The sequence below is a fragment of the Novosphingobium olei genome, from assembly GCF_012927405.1.
Classification (GTDB): Bacteria; Pseudomonadota; Alphaproteobacteria; order Sphingomonadales; family Sphingomonadaceae; genus Novosphingobium; species Novosphingobium olei.
In genome coordinates this window covers 39,274-57,983 of the sequence record NZ_JABBGM010000011.1, presented here as the reverse complement: position 1 = coordinate 57,983, position 18,710 = coordinate 39,274, and the positions used below count along the sequence as shown (strand labels likewise).

The 18,710-nt window shown below is 63.9% G+C and carries 16 protein-coding genes; 10 read left to right on the top strand and 6 right to left on the bottom strand.

The features are described 5' to 3' along the window. Positions 1-18: 18 nt before the first annotated feature. The 8 genes from HHL27_RS18305 to HHL27_RS18270 all read left to right on the top strand — a co-directional run bounded on the left by HHL27_RS18305 (position 19) and on the right by HHL27_RS18270 (position 9,312). Complete coding sequence (locus HHL27_RS18305; RefSeq protein ID WP_206069696.1) at positions 19-1,260, top strand: FAD-dependent oxidoreductase; 1,242 nt, start codon at positions 19-21, stop codon at positions 1,258-1,260. Further along, on the top strand, positions 1,248-1,871 hold the full coding sequence (locus tag HHL27_RS18300; RefSeq protein WP_338114945.1) for a sigma-70 family RNA polymerase sigma factor: 624 nt from the start codon (positions 1,248-1,250) through the stop codon (positions 1,869-1,871). The genes HHL27_RS18305 and HHL27_RS18300 overlap by 13 nt, the downstream gene beginning before the upstream one ends. Next, positions 1,868-2,077: an anti-sigma factor family protein gene (locus tag HHL27_RS18295; RefSeq protein ID WP_169494834.1), complete on the top strand. Its 210-nt coding sequence runs from the start codon at positions 1,868-1,870 to the stop codon at positions 2,075-2,077. The genes HHL27_RS18300 and HHL27_RS18295 overlap by 4 nt, the downstream gene beginning before the upstream one ends. Then, positions 2,074-4,224: an FAD-dependent oxidoreductase gene (locus HHL27_RS18290; RefSeq protein WP_169494833.1), complete on the top strand. Its 2,151-nt coding sequence runs from the start codon at positions 2,074-2,076 to the stop codon at positions 4,222-4,224. Before HHL27_RS18295 ends, HHL27_RS18290 begins: the two co-directional genes overlap by 4 nt. A gap of 118 nt (positions 4,225-4,342) precedes the next feature. After that, positions 4,343-6,055 (top strand): MFS transporter, encoded by a 1,713-nt coding sequence (locus HHL27_RS18285; protein WP_169494832.1) that lies wholly within the window; start codon positions 4,343-4,345, stop codon positions 6,053-6,055. Then, positions 6,052-7,170, top strand: a complete 1,119-nt coding sequence (locus HHL27_RS18280; RefSeq protein WP_169494831.1) for an HlyD family secretion protein — start codon at positions 6,052-6,054, stop codon at positions 7,168-7,170. The genes HHL27_RS18285 and HHL27_RS18280 overlap by 4 nt, the downstream gene beginning before the upstream one ends. After that, a complete protein-coding gene (locus HHL27_RS18275) occupies positions 7,167-8,540 on the top strand; it encodes an efflux transporter outer membrane subunit (protein WP_169494830.1) in 1,374 nt (457 codons plus the stop codon). Before HHL27_RS18280 ends, HHL27_RS18275 begins: the two co-directional genes overlap by 4 nt. Positions 8,541-8,622: 82 nt before the next feature. Then, on the top strand, positions 8,623-9,312 hold the full coding sequence (locus tag HHL27_RS18270; protein WP_169494829.1) for an aspartate/glutamate racemase family protein: 690 nt from the start codon (positions 8,623-8,625) through the stop codon (positions 9,310-9,312). Here the strand turns inward: HHL27_RS18270 and egtB are convergent, their stop codons facing one another. Both egtB and egtD read right to left on the bottom strand, forming a co-directional pair. After that, positions 9,313-10,518 (bottom strand): ergothioneine biosynthesis protein EgtB, encoded by a 1,206-nt coding sequence (gene egtB / locus HHL27_RS18265; RefSeq protein WP_420874079.1) that lies wholly within the window; start codon positions 10,516-10,518, stop codon positions 9,313-9,315. Next, positions 10,515-11,468, bottom strand: coding sequence for an L-histidine N(alpha)-methyltransferase (gene egtD / locus HHL27_RS18260; RefSeq protein WP_169494828.1), 954 nt, complete (start codon positions 11,466-11,468; stop codon positions 10,515-10,517). The genes egtB and egtD overlap by 4 nt, the downstream gene beginning before the upstream one ends. Before the next feature lie 216 nt (positions 11,469-11,684). Here egtD and HHL27_RS18255 point away from each other — a divergent pair, with 216 nt between their 5' ends. Then, positions 11,685-12,938, top strand: a complete 1,254-nt coding sequence (locus tag HHL27_RS18255; RefSeq protein ID WP_206069703.1) for an MFS transporter — start codon at positions 11,685-11,687, stop codon at positions 12,936-12,938. Positions 12,939-12,986: 48 nt separating this feature from the next. Here the strand turns inward: HHL27_RS18255 and HHL27_RS18250 are convergent, their stop codons facing one another. Continuing rightward, on the bottom strand, positions 12,987-15,008 hold the full coding sequence (locus tag HHL27_RS18250) for a M13 family metallopeptidase (protein ID WP_169494826.1): 2,022 nt from the start codon (positions 15,006-15,008) through the stop codon (positions 12,987-12,989). Positions 15,009-15,143: 135 nt separating this feature from the next. Here HHL27_RS18250 and HHL27_RS18245 point away from each other — a divergent pair, with 135 nt between their 5' ends. Continuing rightward, positions 15,144-16,094, top strand: coding sequence for a hypothetical protein (locus HHL27_RS18245; RefSeq protein WP_169494825.1), 951 nt, complete (start codon positions 15,144-15,146; stop codon positions 16,092-16,094). A gap of 13 nt (positions 16,095-16,107) precedes the next feature. Here HHL27_RS18245 and HHL27_RS18240 read toward each other — a convergent pair whose 3' ends face one another. The 3 genes from HHL27_RS18240 to HHL27_RS18230 form a co-directional block, all read right to left on the bottom strand. After that, complete coding sequence (locus tag HHL27_RS18240) at positions 16,108-16,920, bottom strand: ChbG/HpnK family deacetylase (protein WP_169494824.1); 813 nt, start codon at positions 16,918-16,920, stop codon at positions 16,108-16,110. Beyond that, entirely contained in the window at positions 16,892-17,806 is a 915-nt protein-coding gene (locus tag HHL27_RS18235) for a glycosyltransferase family 2 protein (protein WP_338114944.1), read from the bottom strand. Before HHL27_RS18235 ends, HHL27_RS18240 begins: the two co-directional genes overlap by 29 nt. A 186-nt stretch (positions 17,807-17,992) precedes the next feature. Further along, on the bottom strand, positions 17,993-18,682 hold the full coding sequence (locus tag HHL27_RS18230; RefSeq protein ID WP_206069695.1) for a response regulator transcription factor: 690 nt from the start codon (positions 18,680-18,682) through the stop codon (positions 17,993-17,995). Between the last annotated feature and the right edge of the window lie 28 nt (positions 18,683-18,710).

Genomic DNA, 18,710 nt, shown 5'->3' with positions numbered 1-18,710 from the left:
GCTGTAAGGATCGCGCCGATGGTGCGACCAATGGGCTCAGGGGCACGGGGGGAAGGGGCGATTGTCGTGACACCGGGATGGTCTGGTCAGAAGTCGTCGAACGGGCGGCCGATCCGGCTGTTGCTCGCCGGCGGTGGGCACGCGCACCTCGGCGTGCTCAAGAGCTGGATTGCGCGGCCGCCGCACGGCATCGAGACATCGCTGATCACTAGCGAGCGATACCTGATCTATTCCGGGATGGTGCCGGCCTGGATCACGGATCCGGCGGCCGCCGAGGACCTCCGGATCGATCTGGTTTCGCTGGCGGACCGCGCCGGGATCGACTGCATCATTGGCTCGGTGGTGGGGATGGATGCGAACCAGCGCGAGGTCGTTCTGAACAATGGCGAGCGCTTGTCGTTCGACCTGTTGTCGATCGCGACCGGTGGAGAGATCGACACGTCGACCCTGGCCGATCTCGGCCCGAGACTGCTGCCCGTGCGGCCGATGCCCGATCTTGTGCGACGATGGCCCTTGGTTCGCGACACGGCGACAAGGACGCCGGGATTTCGCGTTGCGGTTGTTGGCGGCGGAGCGGCAGGAGTCGAATTGGCGCTTGCGATCAGTTCCACCCTTGCGGGCAGCTGCGCCGCGCCGGTGATGCTTGTTTCGGATACGGAGGCGCTGTTGCCAGGGCATTCAAGTCGTGCGCGTCGTCTGGCGCAAGAGCGATTGGCACATGCCGGTGTCGAGCTTGTGGAAGGGCATGCCTCCGCAACGCCCGATGGCCTGTTGCTGGATAGCGGCCGGCGCATCCCGGCAGGGTGTGTCGTTGCCGCGACCGGAACACGAGCGCCACGCTGGCTTCGCAATTCGGGCCTGCAACTTGACGGGCAGGGGTTCGTTTCGGTTGGCCCGGACCTGCGCAGCCAGTCGCATCCCCATGTGTTTGCCGCGGGAGATATTGCTAGCTGGCGGGATCGTCGGGGCGGTCGAACGGTGGCGCGGTCCGGCGTCCATGCCGTGCATATGGGGCCCGTGCTCGCGGAAAACCTGCGCCGAACTTTGCGCGATGCCGGTGCGCGGCTTCGCGTCTATCGCCCCCGCCGCCGGAGCCTGTATCTGCTTTCAACGGGTGATAGCCGTGCCATCCTGTCGTGGGGAAGCGTTGCGATGGCCGGGCGCTGGGCCCAGCGGTTGAAGAACCATATCGATCGGCGGTTCGTCAGGGAATGGGCAAGGCTCGGCTCCGGCGCGAAGGGCATGGCGTGGAGCAACTGATCGCAAGGCAGGCATCCGCTGGTGCGATGCAGATCGTGATCGACGATACTTTTGTGCGCGCGGTGCGTCCCGATCTTGTGCGCTTTGCCCGGCTCCAGCTTGGTAATGACGACGAAGCCGAGGATGCGGTGCAGGAAGCGATCGCGGGCGCCCTGCGCAATGCGCGGGCGTTCCGGGCGGAAGCCGCTCTCAAGACGTGGCTGATCGCGATCCTGAAGAACAAGGTGGCCGACATTCTGCGCCAGAGGCGTCGCGGGCCCCTGCCGGCAAGCCAGCTTGAACAGGAACCTGCGGACGAGCCCTTGCCCGATCTGTTCAACCGCTTCGGCGTGTGGCGCAATGCCGCGCGACCCGCGTCATGGGAAGATCCGGAAGCCGCCATTCACAGCCGCCAGTTCCTGAGAATGTTCGATGCATGCCTCAATTGCCTGCCCCCGCAGCAGGGCCGCGTTTTCCTGATGCGTGAAGTCGTGGAGCTTCCCGTCGACGACATCTGTGACGAACTCGGTCTGTCGACTGCCAATGTCTATGTCATCCTCCATCGCGCGCGCCTGGCCTTGCGCGATTGCATGGAGAAGCGCTGGTTTTCCAGGAAAGCGCCAACGCCATGAACTGCCACGATGCGACCTTCCTTCTTTCGCAGCAGCGCGAACGCAATCTGACCCGGCTCGAACGGCTGCGGGTCAAGATCCACGGTGTGGTCTGCCCGGCCTGCGCGCGCTTTGGCGAGCATGTCGACATGCTTGGAGAGGCGGCGCGCAACTACGCCACGATTGCCGAAGACGACGATCATCACTGCAACGGAACCGCAGCATGAAACGCATCGCTATCCTGCTCGCACTCGTCGTGGCGATTGCGGCATTCGTTCACTTCGATGTGGCCCAGATGCTGACGCTGGCGAATCTGAAGGCGCAGCAGGGTGCGATCGATGCGGCCTATCAGGCGTCGCCTGCCAAGGTCGCCGGGCTGTTCGTCCTGCTCTACGTCGTGCTTACGGCGATCTCGTTTCCCGGCGCCGCGATCCTTACGCTGGCTGCTGGCGCCATTTTCGGCCTGGGCGTCGGCCTCGTCCTGTCGTCAGTGGCTTCGACCGTGGGGGCGACGCTCTCGTTCCTGTCCTCACGGTACCTTTTCCGTGATGCGGTCCAGGCGCGCTTTGGCGACAAACTCAAGGCGCTCAATGCCGGGATAGAGCGCGACGGAGCTTTCTACCTGTTCTCGCTGAGGCTGGTGCCGGTCTTCCCGTTCTTCGTGATCAACCTAGCCATGGGGCTGACACCCATCCGCGTGTGGACGTTCTTCTGGGTCAGCCAGGTCGGCATGCTGCTAGGCACGGCGGTCTATGTGAATGCGGGGACGAGGCTTGCCGAGATTCAGAGCCTGAAGGACGTTGCATCGCCTGCGCTGCTGCTGTCGTTCGCTGCCCTGGGATTGCTGCCGTGGGCGGGCAGGGCGATCATGAACGCGATCAAGCGGCGCAGGGTCTATGCAGGTTTCAGCCGGCCAAAGCGCTATGATCGCAACATGGTGGTGATCGGCGCTGGCGCAGCTGGTCTTGTCACTTCGATCATCGGTGCGACGGTGAAGGCGAAGGTAACGCTGGTCGAAGCCCACAAGATGGGCGGTGATTGCCTTAACTATGGCTGCGTCCCAAGCAAGGCGCTGATCAAGAGCGCGTCCGTTGCCGATACCATCCGTCATGCCGATGCCTACGGTATTGCGGGTGCGGAGCCCCGGGTGGATTTCCGCGGCGTGATGGCGCGGGTACGCGATGTGATCACCAAGATCGAGCCGCATGACAGCGTAGAGCGCTACACGGGGCTGGGTGTCGACGTTGTTCAGGGATACGCGCGGATCGTCGATCCCTGGAGAGTGGAGATCAAGTGCGCCGATGGTTCGGTTCAGTTTCTGACGACCCGTTCGATCGTGATTGCCGCCGGCGCCGAACCGGTCGTTCCCCCGCTGCCCGGGCTTGAAGGCTCGGGATATCTCACCAGCGATACGCTGTGGGACGCTTTCTCTAAGCTCGATCGCGTACCCGAGAAAATCGTGGTGCTCGGCGGTGGCGCGATTGGCTGCGAGCTGGCGCAGGCGATGGCCCGGCTGGGCGGGAAGGTGGTGCAGGTCGAAATGGCCGAGCGTGTTCTTGCCAGCGAAGACGACGACGTTTCCGCCTTGGCAAAAGCCGCGCTTGAACAGAGCGGGATCGAGGTGCTGACCAGCCATGCCGCCGTGCGGGTCGAAGGGGCAGGTGATGCGCGCAGCCTGATCGTCAAGGGCCCGCAGGGCGAGCGGACGATTGGGTTCGACGCGCTGATCGTTGCGGTTGGTCGCAAGGCGCGGTTGTCTGGCTATGGTCTGGAAGAGCTTGGCATTTCGACCGACCGCACTGTGGTGACCGACGAATATCTCGCGACCGAATTTCCGAACATCTTTGCAGCGGGCGACGTCGCAGGGCCCTTCCAGTTCACCCATACCGCATCGCATCAGGCCTGGTACGCGGCCGTGAACGCGCTGTTCGGTCAGTTCCGGAAGTTCAAGGCCGACTACCGCGTCATTCCGCGAACGACCTACATCGACCCGGAGATTGCCCGCGTCGGGCTGAACGAGCGCGAGGCGAAGGGGCAGGGGATCGCGCACGAGGTGACGATCTACCATCTCGACCACTTCGAGCGTGCGATCATCGAAGGCGCGACCACCGGCTTCGTCAAGGTGCTCAGCGTTCCCGGCAAGGACCGTATCCTTGGCGTCACCATCGTTGGCGAACACGCGGGTGAATTGCTGGGCGAGTACGTGCTGGCGATGAAGCACGGGCTCGGGCTGAAGAAGATCATGGGGACGATCCACGCCTATCCGACGATGATCGAGGCGAATAAGTTCGCAGCCGGCGAATGGCGCAAAGCGCATGTGCCGCACCGCGTGCTGGGCTTCGTCGAAAGATACCATGCCTGGCGCAGGGGATGATGAGCCGCGCGATGCAAACATTCCGGGAACCGAGAAGCGACATCTGAGTATTCCGCGCGACGACGCTCCCGGCCCCATATGACGGCCGGGCGCCGGGCACGCTGGGGATCGGAAATACATGGCGCAGGCTGCGGCCTATGAGTTCAAGCCGCATGAGCGGCCGACTCTTCCGGGATCGCCGGCCAATCCGGATCATCCAAAGGCGCGGCGTATCGCGTACTTTGGGATCGGCGTTCTGATAGGGCTGGCAGGCGGTCTTGGCAGTGCGCTGGTGGCAGTCAACCTGCCTTTCGCACAAGGAACGCTGGGCCTCGGACCTGACGAGGCGACCTGGCTGACGGCCGCGTACCTGATGACCAACACGTCGGCCAACCTGGTGCTCGTGAAATACCGCCAGCAATTCGGATTGCAGCCGTTCATACGCTGGATGCTGGGCATCTATGTCGTTGCGACCATATTCCATCTATTCGTTCACGGGTTCTGGTCGGCAATCGCGGTACGTGCGGCCGGTGGGCTTGCGGGAAGCGCGCTATCGTCGCTGACGGTGCTTTATCTCATGCAGGCCATGCCGGCGACCAAGCGCCTGGCCGGCCTCATGATCGGCATATCCGTTCCCCAGATTGCGACACCGCTGGCGCGCGCGCTATCTCCCAGCCTGCTTTTGTCGGGCGACTGGCACATGCTCTACTGGTTCGAACTTGGGCTGGGCCTCTCTTGCCTAGCCGCGATCGTCGCTTTGCCCTTGCCGCCAAGTGAGCGTGTCAAGGCGTTCGAGAAGGGAGACATCATCAGCGTGCTGTTGCTCGTGCCGGGAATGGCGATGCTGATCGCCGTACTCAGCCAGGGGCGGATCGAGTGGTGGACCTCGCGCCCGTGGATGGGATACGCGCTGGCCGGCGGTTTGGTGATGGTGACCACCGCCTTCGTGTTCGAGCATTTCCGCAAGAGCCCACTGATCAACACCCGGTGGCTGGGCACCCGTGAGATGCTGCGGCTGATGTCGATCGCTGCGGCCGTGCGCATCCTGCTTTCCGAACAGGCGTTCGGATCGGTCGGCCTGCTGACGGCGGTCGGCATGACCAACGAACAGATGGTCGGACTGAACCTCATCATCATTGCAGCCTCGATTGCGGGGCTGGTCACGGCGCTGGTCACGCTCAATCCTGCCAACGTCACCCGCCCGATCACGATATCGCTGGTCTTGATCGCGATCGGCGCATTTCTCGATGCGGACGCTACGAACTTAACCAGGCCCGAGAACTTCTACCTCAGCCAGGCGCTGATCGGGTTTGCCAGCGTGCTGTTCCTGAGCCAGGCGATGGTGATCGGCCTTGCGCGCACGCTGCTGGCCGGCCCGCGCAACTTCGTCAGTTTCATTGTGCTGTTCAGCATGAGCCAGTCGCTTGGCGGGCTTGTTGGCGGTGCACTGCTAGGCACCTTCCAGACGGTGCGCGAGAAGATGCATTCGGCCGAGATCGTGCAAGGCATCGTGATGACCGATCCGCAGGTTGCGGCGCGCATCGCGGCGGGCGGGCGGCTTGTTGCAAGAACCATCGGCGATCCGGTTTTGCGCAGCGCCGAGGGCGCCGCGATACTTTCGCAACAGGCAACGCGCGAAGCCAATATCCTGGCCTTCAACGACGTGTTCCTACTGCTTGGCATTCTGGCCGTATGTGCGGTGGCGTGGTCGATCCTGATCCGCTGGCGCATCGTCCGGTCGGGCGAGGAATCGCCGCTGGTCAGGCTGCAGCGCATGCAGCAGGCAGCGGCAGCAGCGGCTACATCCCCTTCGCCAGCTGCGGACCCCACACCTTCAAGGACTTCCGAATGACACAACCGGCGATCGGTGCAGATGCGTCCACGCCCACCCCTCCTGCGGCCGCGGATCCGGGTCCGTCTGACAGTTGGCGACCGCAGCGGCCGACTGGGGCGCGGCTGGTGCTGGTGGTGGTGGCGCTGCTCGGATCGGTGGCGGCGATCCTCTATGCCTGGCATTTGCCGCCGTTTGCGAGCCTGTCCCAATCGACCGACAACGCGTATGTCCGCGGCAAGGTCACGGTGATCAGCCCGCAAGTCAGCGGCTATGTGACGCAAGTGCTCGTCAAGGATTTCGCCCGTGTCCGCAAGGGACAGGCGATCGCCGTCGTGGATGACCGCCAGTATCGCGCCAAGGTAGAGCAGGCGCAGGCAAACCTGGCCGCACAGGAAGCGGCACTGGCCAATTCGCAACAGAGCGAGAAATCGCGCAAGGCTGCCATTGGCGGCCAGGATGCCGCAATCGCCAGTGCGCAGGCGCAACTGGTGAAGGCGCGGGCGGACATGGATCGCGCAAGCGCGCTTGTTCGGGACGGCTCCATCTCCGAGCGCGAAAGGGACCAGACGCGCGCGGCGCTGCTGGCGGCCCAGGCGGCCGTTCAACAGGCACAGGCGGCAAGGGGCGTTGGCGAACAGGACGTCCGCAGTGTCTTGGTCGGCCGCGGCGGGCTTGCGGCCAGCGTGGAAGCCGCGCGCGCGCAGCTTCACGCCGCGCAGGTCGATCTTGAAAACACCGTGATCCGCGCACCGGAAGATGGCCAGCTTTCGGAGATCGGCGTCCGGCTTGGCGCATTCGTGACCGCCGGCACGCAGTTGCTGTTCCTGGTTCCCAACGACATCTGGGTCATCGCCAATTTCAAGGAGGCGCAGACCGCCCGAATGGCGGTTGGCCAGCCGGCCCGGTTTACCGTTGATGCGCTTGCCGGAGAGGAGCTGACCGGCCACGTCGAGAATATTTCCCCCGCTGCCGGTTCGGAATTTGCCGTGCTGAAGGCGGACAACGCAACGGGCAACTTCGTCAAGGTCGCCCAGCGCATTGCCGTGCGCATCCGGGTCGATCCGGGCCAGACGGCGGCACGCAGGCTGCGCCCTGGCATGTCTGTCGAGGCCCGCGTGGACACCTCGAAATGATCCGCGGGATCGCGCTTGTTCTCCCCTTGCTCGCGACGGCCTGCGCAGGGCCGAACGTGGAGACCGCAAAGATACCTCCGGTAGTTCCACCGCAGGGCTGGCGGCTTGACCTTGGTCCCGGCGTTCCAATCGATGCCGAATGGTGGCGAGGATTCGGGGACCCTCAGCTATCGTCACTCGTCGAGCAAGCTCTCGCCCGGAACGCGGATGTCGCGATCGCGGCGGCGCGGGTGCGCGAAGCGCGTGCGCAGCAGGATCTTGCCCGGTCCGCCCTCCTGCCGACGCTCGACACCGGCGTTGGCGCATCGGATTCGCGCAGCGTCAACGCGTTTGGCCAGCCGGTCGAACAGCGCGCGGCCCAGCCACAACTCCAGGCGGCATGGGAGATCGACCTGTTCGGCCGGCTTTCGGATCAGGTCAGCGCCGCGCGGTCGGCCTGGCTGGCAAGCGCGGCGGCGCGAGATGCGGCGCGGCTGTCGGTCGCATCGGCAACGGCTAGTGCGTACGTGGCGCTGCTGGCGCTGGACGACAGGCTCGCACTCGCGCGCCGCACTTCGGATATCCGCAAGGGCGCGCGCGATCTGATCGCGCGACGGGTCGAGACCGGCTATTCGCCCAAGCTGGAGCTTCAGCAGGCCGAAGTGGACTATCAGTCCGCGCTGCTGCTGATTCCGGCGATCGAGCAGGCGAGGGCTCGCCAGGAAAACGCGCTGAGCGTGCTGGTCGGCAGGGTGCCGGGACCGGTGGAGCGGGGGCGCGGGCTTGATGCCCTTTCCCGTCCGCCGTTGCCGGGTTCGCTACCGTCCGAACTCCTGCGACGCCGCCCGGATGTGGCTCAGGCCGAATATCAGCTCGCGGCCAGCGACAGCAATCTCGCCGCCGCGCGCAAGCGCTTCCTCCCACAAGTGAAGCTTTCGGCGTCGACCGGTGCAGCGTTCTCCTCGCTGCTGTCAGGGCCCATCGCGCTTTGGTCGGTGGGCGGAAGCATCCTTGCTCCGCTGTTCGAGGGTGGGCGACTGCGGGCGGGCGTTGGGACAGCCGCAGCCCAGCGCGACGCGGCTGCCTTCGCTTACCGCAAGGCGGCCCTTACCGCCTTCCGCGAGGTGAACGATGCGCTTGCCGCCGTCGACGGACAGGATCGTCAGGTCCATATCCAGACACGACAGCGCGATACACTTGCCGAAGCCAATCGATTGGCCACCAACCGCTATCGCGAAGGGTATTCGCCCTTGCTGGAACAGCTCGACACGCAGCGCGGGTTGCTGTCGGCAGAGCTTGCGCTGATCCAGACGAAGGCCGACGCCTATTCGGCGCGAATCAGCCTGTATCAGGCGCTCGGTGGAGGGTGGTCGCCATCGGAGGGGCCGTGATGGCGGCGACTGCCTGCAGACCGGCACTGGAACGGGCGTGCGAGCGGCAGCGCCTGTTGCGGAGCGCTGCAAAGGAAACGCTATGAAGTTGATCGGCGTGCTGGGCGGAACCAACTGGCCTTCGACCATCCTGCCATATCGGTTGCTCAACGAGGAGGTTGAGAGCCGCCTGGGTGAGAGGCATTCGGCGCGGATCGTGCTTTACAGCATCGACTATCACCACATCCGAAGTGCCTATTCGGCGGACTGGAGCGTGATCCCTTCACTGTTGCGGCGCGAGATCGATACGTTGATGCGCTTTGCCCCGGATTGCTGGATGATCGCCAACAACACCCTGCACAAGATCTATGACCAGCTGGCCCCCGGCTTGCCAGCAGCTCCGCCGATGTTTCACGCCATAATGCTCGTGCGCGCGCACTTGCTGGAAAGTCGTACGCACAAAGCGCTGCTGCTGGGCACACGCTTCACCATGGAGGACGGCTATTATGCCGACCCGTTGGTGGCTGCCGGCATCGAGGTGGTCATCCCGCAAGAGGAAGACCGCATCCGCATCGGCGCAATCCAGACCCGTCTTGCCAATGGCGAGATGGATGCAGCATTCACCAGCTATTTCGCGCAGTTGATAGAAGCCCACGCTGCACAAGGTTGCGAGGCAGTGATCCTGGGGTGCACCGAACTGCCGCTGGCGATCACCACAGCGTCTTCAGTGTTGCCGCTGGTCGATCCACTGGTGCTGCAATGCCGCGCCTGCGTCGACTTCGCCCTGCGCTGATCACCGGGCCAGACGGATGCCGCTGAAAGCCCAGCGGGCAGAGGCAGGGAAGAAGTTCCGGTAGGTTGCCCGCGCATGGCCGTCTGGTGTCGCCAGCGATCCCCCGCGCAGCACCATCTGGTTGCTCATGAATTTGCCGTTGTATTCGCCTACCGCGCCTTCAGGCGGCATAAAGCCCGGATAGCCAAGATAGGCTGAGGCAGTCCATTGCCAGGCGTGGTTGTAGAGGCCATGCAGCCCGCCGTGAACGCTCGCGACTTCCCATTCGGCTTCCGTCGGCAAGCGCGCGCCTGCCCAGCGGGCGTAGGCGTCTGCCTCGAATTGGCTGACGTGGAGCACGGCCTGATCTGGATCGACAGGGCGCCGGCCGCACAGCGTGAACCGGCTCCAGCCATCGGCCTCTTCTTGCCAGTAAAGCGGCGCGGTCCATCCTTCGCGCTGGACCAGGTCCCAACCTTCTGACAGCCACAGCTCTGGCCGGTGATAGCCGCCATCGGCGATAAACGCCGTGTATTCACCCGCCTTTACCAGCCGCGTCGCCATCTCGAATGGTTCCAGCCAGACACGATGGCGCGGTGTCTCGTTGTCGAAGTGAAAGCCTGCTCCGCCATGCCCGATCTCGTAAAGGCCGCCCGGCTGCTCCCGCCAGCCGAACGCCTCACCCAGCGGCTGCAGTTCGAAGGTATCCGCATAAGCGGGTTGCAGCGGATTGCTGGACAGCACGTGCTTGATGTCCATCAGGATCAACTCCTGATGCTGCTGTTCGTGCTGGCAGCCAAGTTCCACCAGCGGCCCCCAAGCCGACGGTGCCAGCTGTTCCATCAGATGTTCCATCGCGCGATTGACGTACGCGCGATAGTCCATGACTTCGTTCAGGCGGGGGCGAGTAAGAAGGCCACGATGGGCGCGCGGGTGCCGCTCTCCCACGCCGACGTAGTACGAGTTGAACAAAACCGCATAGGCCGGATCGAAAGGCCGGTAATTTGGCAGTAGCGGCTGCAGCAGGAACGTCTCGAAGAACCACGTCGTGTGGGCGAGGTGCCACTTAGCCGGGCTGACGTCGGGCATTGACTGCACCTGGCAGTCCTCTGGCGATAGCGGCGCGACTAGTGCCTCAGTGTAGGCGCGAACTTCGCGGAAGCGCCGCAACACTTGCGTCGCGCATTCATAGAGCGTGGCCGCACCTGCAGGGACGGGCCCGCTCACGGCTGCATGTCGTCCTTGGCCGTGGTCCAGACGTGCAGCCCGAACATCTCGCGCTCGTCCGTCCAGAAGGCCAGAGGCTCCCACCCGGCGGTTCGCGCCAGCAGACGCGCTTCTGGCAGGGTGTACTTGTAGCTATTCTCGGTGTGGATCGTCTCGCCCCCGCGCATGGCGAAATGTTCGCCCGCTGCCTCGAACGTCACATCCTCGCGCGCGACCAAATGCATCTCGATCCGGCCCAGTCCGTCGTGCCAAATGGCGCGATGTTCGAATGCCTCGACGGGGATCGTGCCTTCCAATTCGCGGTTGATCCGCCGCAGCAGGTTGAGGTTGAATTCGGCCGTAACGCCGGCGGCATCGTCGTATGCGGCTTCGAGCAGGTGCGGGTTTTTGCGCGTGTCGATCGCAATCACCAGCAGGGCATCCTCGCCGAGCGTCGCGCGGAACGAGCGCAGCAGATCGACGGCTGCGCGATGTTCGAAATTGCCAATGGTTGAGCCGGAGAAAAATCCGATCCGCTCCCCCTTCAGTGGAGGAAGATCAAGCGCGTGGGTGAAATCGCCGGGCACAGCAACAACCTCCAGCCCCGGACGCGAGGCAGATAGTGCGGCGGTCGATTCTTCCAGGAAGTCGGCCGAAATATCGATGCCCACGTACGTCTGCGCCGCGACCGCATCCAGCAGCAACGGGGTCTTGGTGGCAGAGCCCGCGCCGAATTCAATCACCGTCGGATGGCGGCCCGCGAACCGCGCCAGATCGGCGGCATGGTCGCGCAGCAGGCCGAGCTCGGTGCGCGTGGGGTAATATTCGGGAAGCTGGGTGATTTCCTCGAACAGCTCGGAGCCGCGCATGTCGTAGAAATAGCGCGCAGGGATCGTCTTGCGGTGCTGGGCAAGCCCGCGCACCACATCGCGTGCGAAGGGACTGTCGAGGCGGGTAAGCGTTTCGGTCATAGTCGGCCTTCCTGCTGCAGCGGACATTTCCTGCCCGAGCGGACGGCGCAAAGTCGGCGAAGTGCTGTTCGGACTGGCCCGGTGGCCTTTTCAACACAGCCCGCGCGGCATCCTCAATTCCCCCACACCGTATTATCGCGTGAACCAGCAAAGCCTGTGTTAGTTCCTCAAGCGATGAACAGACGAGGACGAGGCGTGAACGCCCAATCATCCGTAATGTCGCGCGCCTCGCAGGGCATCGCGGCGCTTTCAACCATCGTCGAATGGTACGATTTCACGCTTTACCTCTATCTTGCTGCGGTGCTGTCGCGCGTATTCTTCGGTGCCGGGCAGTCGGGGGTGCTGGTCACGCTGGGAGGCTTTGCAGTCGCCTACCTGATGCGGCCGATCGGGGCGATCGTGTTCGGCCACGTCGGCGATCGGTTCGGCCGTCGGCGCTCAATGCTGGCATCGATGCTGCTCATGACCGTCGCCATGCTGGTAACCGCGCTGCTTCCGACACGCGATCAGGCCGGCGACATTGCCGGTGGCCTGCTCTTGCTCATCCGGTGTCTGATGGGCTTCTCGGTCGGTGGCGAATACACCGGCGTCGTCGCCTACCTGATGGAGGGGGCGCGACCGCATCGGCGCGGTCTTGTCACTTCGATTGCTTCCGCCGCAAGCGAGGTCGGCGCGCTTCTCGCCGCCGGTATCTCGGCGCTCACCGTCAGCCTGCTTAGCGACGCCGATCTCGTCGCGTGGGGTTGGCGTATACCCTTTCTGTTCGGCGCAGTCCTAGCAGGCGCGTTACTGGCAGCCCGGTTCGCGATGGAGGAATCGCCCGAATTCGAACGCCAGAGCCGTGCCGGTACGGTGCCTGTCCAGCCATTGCGGCACGCTCTTGTCCATCACCGCGCCGGCATCGTGCGCGGGTTTGCCATTTCCGCCCTTGGATCGATCACCTACTACGTCGGCATCACTTACGTGCCGGTGTTCCTGACCTCTACCGGAGCGTTGCAGGAAGCGCAGACGCTGCAGTTGGCGACGATCGCCGCCGCTGCGGTGATCGTGGTAACGCCGCCCATTGGCGCGCTGTCCGATCGGATCGGACGAAAGCCGGTGCTGATCGCCTGCGCGCTTGCGGCCGCGGTTCTGCCGGCGTCGCTCTTCGGCCTGATGACCCATGCCTCGCTTGCGCTGGCCACCACCGCAGCCGTGGTGCTCGCTGCGCTGGCTGGCGCAGTCAGCGCGGTGGGCGCGGTGGCAACGGCCGAACAGTTTCCCGGTGAGGGGCGCCTGAGCGGCCTTGCTTTCGGCGCGACCACCGCAACTGCGATCTTCGGGGGCCTTGCCCCGTGGGTTGCCCAGACGCTGCTCGGTCGCACGGGATGGGCACCGCTGCCGGGGGCCATGATCGCGGTCGTCGCGCTGTGCATTTTGCCTGTGCTTCTGACCATGCCTGAAACAGCCCGTCCGGATAAGCAGGACTGATCGCCATCAGTGGGGTGCACAAGCGACTGGTCTCCGCCAAATCAAAGCCTACCAGATGCTGACCCGCTGATCTGGGGGAAGGTACATCGCGTCGCCCGGCTTGATGCCGAACGCCTGGTACCACGGCGCAAAGTTCCGGACGATGCCGTTCACCCGGTACTTGTCCGGCGAGTGAGGATCGCTGAGCAACTGCTGGCGCACCGCTTCGTCCCGTCGCTTGCCTTGCCACGCGTGGGCGTAGGCGAGGAAGAAGCGCTGATCGCCGGTCATGCCGTTCAGCACCGGCGGTTCACCATGGCGGGCGACGTAGCGGCGATAAGCGGCATAGGCGGTTTCCAAGCCGCCGAGATCCGCAAGGTTCTCGCCCAGTGTCAGACGGCCTTTGATCTTGACTCCCGGGATCGGCTCGTACTGGTCGAACTGCTCGGCAAGGCGGTCAGCCTTGACCGTGTACTGGGCCGCCGTTTCCTTGGACCACCAGTCGCGCAGTCGTCCCTTCGCGTCGAACTGGCGCCCCTCATCGTCGAAACCGTGGCCCATTTCGTGGCCGATCGTGGTTGCACCCGTTTCGGCATAATTGACGGCGGGGTCGGCATTGGGATCGAAGAACGGCGGTTGCAGGATCGCCGCCGGCAACGTGATCTGGTTCATCGTGGGATCGTAGTAGGCGTTCACCGTCTGGGGCGTCATGTACCACAGACCCCGGTCCACCGGCTTGGGGAAGCGCTTCAACTGAAGCTGCCACTGGAAGTCGGCGACGGCCATCTGGTTCGCCAGCGGATCGGTGCGGCTGACGGCGAGCGTGGTGTAATCTATCCATTTGGCGGGGTGTCCCACGCGCGGATCGAACGTGCCGAGTTTTTCCAGCGCCGCCTTTCGCGTGGCTTCGTCCATCCACGTCGCGACTTGGATCTTTTCCTTGTAGGCCGCCTTCATGTCGCTGACGAGTTCGTCGGCCTTGGCCTGCGTTACGGGCGACCAATAGCGCTGGACGTAGATTGCCCCGACCGCTTCTCCAAGCGCATCGTCGATCAGGGCCATCCCGCGCTTCCAGCGGGCGCGTTGCTCGGCGACGCCGCGCAGCGTCTTGCTATAGAAATCGAAGTTCGCCTGGTCGAACGGCTTGGGCAGGAACGGCGCGACTTCCGAAATGAAGCGGGCCGTCATCCACTCCTTCCACGTCGAAAGCGGCACGTCACCCAACCGCTTGGCCGTGGCCGCCACCGCGCTCGGTTCAGAGACATTGACCTTGGCGGCGCTGGAAAGTCCCATCGACGCAAGCGTCGCATTCCAGTCAAGTTCCGGCGCGAACTTGGCAAGTTGGGCGCGCGACATCGGGTTGTGCGTCTTTACCGGGTCGCGGAGCTGTTCCGGCGTCCACTGGTCCTGGCTGATCCGCGTTTCCAGCGCGATGATCCGATCAGCCTTGGCGGCAGCGTCCGGAATGCCAGCCAGTTGCTGGATCTTGATCAGATAGGCGCGATAGGCCTCGCGTATGGCGTCGTACTTCTCACCCTTCAGGAGGTAATAATCACGGGTAGGCAAGCCGAGGCGAGCTTGACCGGAATCCGCCATGTACCGGGTCGGATCATCCACATCGGCCGAGATGCCGATGTTGACGGGGGACGGATAGCCCGGCCGCATCATCAGGCGGACGAGTTCAGGCCTCGTGCGGATCGCATCGATCCTGGCGAGCCATGGCTTGAGAGGTTGCGTGCCGTGCGCCTCGACGGCGGCTTCGTCCATCCATGCTGCGTAGAAATCGCCGACCTTCTTTTCGGTGGCTGTTGCAGGCTTCGCCGCGGATTCTTCCACGATCCGCCGAACCTGCCCCTCAATCTCGTCAGGCAGGTCATAGTTGTAGCCGGTACCAACCTTGTCGGCGGCGATTGGCTGATTCTTCAACCAGGTCCCGAGAGCGTAGACGTAGAAATCGTCACCGGGCTTCACGCTGGTATCGAGATGCTGCAGTTCCAGGCCCCATGGTTGGTAGCGGGGCGTGGCGGATTGTGCGGCAACCAGCGCGGGGATCGATACGAGGACAAGAGCAGGCAGAAGTTTCAGGCGCATCGATGACTCCGGCTTTGGATCGCGAGATGCTAGGCGTGAACCAATGCCCTGCCAAGGCACCCGCGTCTTGACTCGTCCGACGCGTTCGCGCTGGGGATAAGGCCACAGGCGAAATGGGGCATCTGGAGTAGCTGGTTGGCATCGGTCGACAATTCCGGGGGGCGTAGACGGATCGTCAGCGCTGGTGAATGGGTAAAGGAGACCTTCGCTCGGGTCCTGGTGCGGATCGCCGGCCCCGTCATATCGATCGGCGTGCTGGTTGCGGCCTTTATCGCTGTCAGCGAGATCGACTTCGTGCAAGCCAGCGCGCTTGTGCCCCATGGCACGATGTTCTGGTGCGTTTTCGGGATTGGGTATCTGGCGCTGCCGGTTGGCGACTGGCTCATTTTTCGACGGCTGTTCGGACTTGATATCTCAGGCTTCGAGCCCTTGCTGCGCAAGCTCGTCGCCAACGAGGTTCTTCTCGGGTATTCGGGCGAGGTCTATTTCTACAGCTGGATCCGGCGTAACCTGCCGCTAGCCGTGGCACCGTCGCGGGCGATCAAGGATGTCGGCATCCTGTCCGCACTCGTCGGAAATGCTGCCACGCTGCTGGCGCTGGTTGCCGCCCTGCCGGTTGCGGATCGTGTCGGCATAGATCGCATCGATCCAATTGCCATCGGCGGATCGGCAGCGGTCCTTCTGCTGGTGACTTGCGCGTCGCTTTGGTTCAGCCGCCGGATATTCAGCCTCCCGGCATCCGACCTGCGCTTCGCCACGCAGGTTCACGTTTGCCGCTTCGTCTTGGCCACCGTTGCCACGATCTTGCTCTGGCATTTTTGCCTGCCAGCTGTTTCGTGGGGAGTGTGGACCGTGCTGATGGGGTTGCGCCTTCTGCTGGCACGTCTGCCATTCGTCGCGAATGCAGACGTGGTCTTCGCCGGATGCGCCGCCGCGCTGCTGGGTCACGACGTGCCGGTGGTGGGTGTCATCGCCATGCTCGCCACGATCACGGTTTGCGCGCACCTGCTGGTCGGGCTTGCTTTGGGGGTTTCGGCAATGTGGGCTCAGGTCCGCAGAAGGGCGCCGGAGCCACCGACAGTCTGACGCCGTCAACACGTCAGGGCGTGTGATCAATACCCCAAGACTGCAGCCTTGCCTGCAGCGGCTGTCTCCGCAAAACAGCCGCCTCCGCGATGCGCGCGTCTGCGATCGCGTCGCCGGCAAGATGTCCAGCACCGGGATGACACATCACCAGATGACGCGGACCGGATGCGGCAAAGAACCGGGGCAAAAGCTGTTCGTAGCCACCGCGGAAGTCGTAATGTCCGCCAAATCCAACATTCGTGGAGAGGCCGGCCCTCGCGATCTGGCGACGCAGGCCAAGCGCGTGAAACGCGGAACCAAGTGCCTTGCCGGCAAAGGGGCGTTGCGCCATCGAACGCAGGGCATCGGCGGGATTGCGGATCCATGCGTGCGGCGCGTGTCGCCGTGTTGCCGCAATTACCAGTGCGCGCACGCCGGGATGGACATGAACGTGCTGGTGCGCATCGACGAAGTCGGGAGGACGCCCGATCCTCTCGATGAACGCAACGATCTGAGCGTCGATTTCATCGGCGAGTTCGATGGCGTCGAGCTTGCCAAGATAGGAGAGCGCCATCATCCGGTCGGGCGAGGGCAGCCTTCCCCGGCTGTCCTGCAGCGACAGGCGGGTGAGGGGGAGTTCGTCCGACAGGACGAGGTGCAGGCCGATCTGCACGCCGGATTCCGGGACTGCAAGCGGGGCAATCAGGGCCGCGTCTTCCGTCCATCCGGGCAGGCTTGCCATGCAACTCACAGCATTGATGCAGCGCCGTTCGGCGAGATCGGCGATGGTTTCGCTGATCCCGCGCGAGAGGGCGAAGTCATCCGCGCAAAGGGTGTAGCTGGGCAATTTCGCTCGACCCTCTGGTCTGGTTCATTCCATCGCGGCGAAGGCGCTCGCTGGTCAGCTTGCGATCTCGAAGGCGCACGGCCAGGTATTCGTGGAAAAAGGCAAGGCGACTGTGCTGCGTGGTCAGGTGATAGCGCAGGCGTTCGGGAAGATTCCAGCCCGTGCTGCTGATCGTACGCGGGCGCGAGATCGGTGCGCATTCGAAGCCTGCATCGTAGGCTATCCGTCCCTGGTGCTCGATCCTGGCCATGACCTCGTGATCTTCCAGGACCCAGTTCCAGACCGCCGGGTCGAATCCTCCTGCCCGCTCAAGCATAGAGCTGCGAAAGACCTGTCCGGCGCCTCCGTTGAGACATTGCTGCGGCAGAAGCCGCGCCATGAGTGCCATGCGCAGTCCGGCTACGCGCCTGGTCAGCGCGGAGGCGCCGGGCTCAGACGTTGCCGCAACCGCGGCGGCCACCCCGGGCTGGTCGAGCAGCGCCTCAGCCCGCGAGAGATAATCGCGTGGGTAGACGGTGTCGGCATCGCAGGTGGCGACGAAGTCTGTGCAGACGAAGGTCATGCCGCGGGCGAGAGCGGCGACCTTGCCCGGTTGCATCTCGTTCGCGAACGTGACGTCGAGCCCCAGCCTGCGCGCGAGATCGAGTGCCTCAGTTCCGCCGCCGTCGGTTGATGCATTGTCCACCAAGATGAGGCGAAAGGGGCGATCCTGCTGCGCCAGACTGTGCAGGCTGATCGGAAGATAGCCGCGTTCGTTGTGAAAAGGCAGGACCACCGTCCAGCGACAGCGTTCCGGACTTGGCGGGTCTTTGGTTTCCGCCAGGCATGCCCAGCTGCGCGCCGGGTCGATCCCGGCGCTGATGGACTTCTGCGCGATCGCGTTCACTCCTTGCTACTCCCCCTGCTCGGATCAGCATTGGCTTGCCCGGCAGGAATCCCTGCCGGCGTCGGATCGGCCAACTCCCCTTGGCCGGGTGCCTTCTCGGGCACCGTCGTCACCACTCGCAAAGATTGACTGCCAACGGCGTAGCCGGCAGATTAAATCGCGTTCATTCGCTGGCGCCGTCACGGCTCACGCAAGAACGCTCGCGGCAGACGCAATCTTGTATCCCAGTCCGCGCACGTTCTCGATGGTCAGGCCGCAACCCTTGTTTGCCAATTTCTTGCGCAGACGGTGAACGCATACTTCGAGCGCATTGGTGCTGATGAGATCATTCAGCCCGCAAAGATGGTCCTGGATCGTGCCTATCGGAACCACCCGTTCCTTACGACGCAACAGCAATTCCAGCAGCTTGCGCTCGCGGGGCGATAGCGCGAGGACGCCGCCGTCCACGGTCGCGATGCCGCTATCCAGGTCGTAGGAGACATTGCCTGCGCTGATGCACGGACCGAGGCGATCGTCGACGCGGCGCATGACCGCTTCGATCCGGGCCACAAGCTCGTCGAACAGGAAGGGCTTGCTGAGATAGTCATCGGCTCCAGCCTTCAGTCCTTCGACGCGGGCGTAGGGATCTACGCGATCGCTCAGCACCACCATCGGCGTCTTGTTGCCGGCCTTGCGCAGCTTGCGAAGAAGGGCGATGCCGTCTTCCTCGCGCGGTTCGTCAAGATCGAGAACCACGGCGTCGAAAGCATAGCTCGACAACAGTTCTTCCGCCTCGGCGACGGTCCGCGCCGATTCCGGCGTCAGGTCGGCACGAGCCAGTGCGCAGGCCATGGCGCTGGCCAGCATCCTCGTCTCTTCAACAACCAACATGCGCATGCGTGAAAGCCATCCCTGGTAAGCTGGT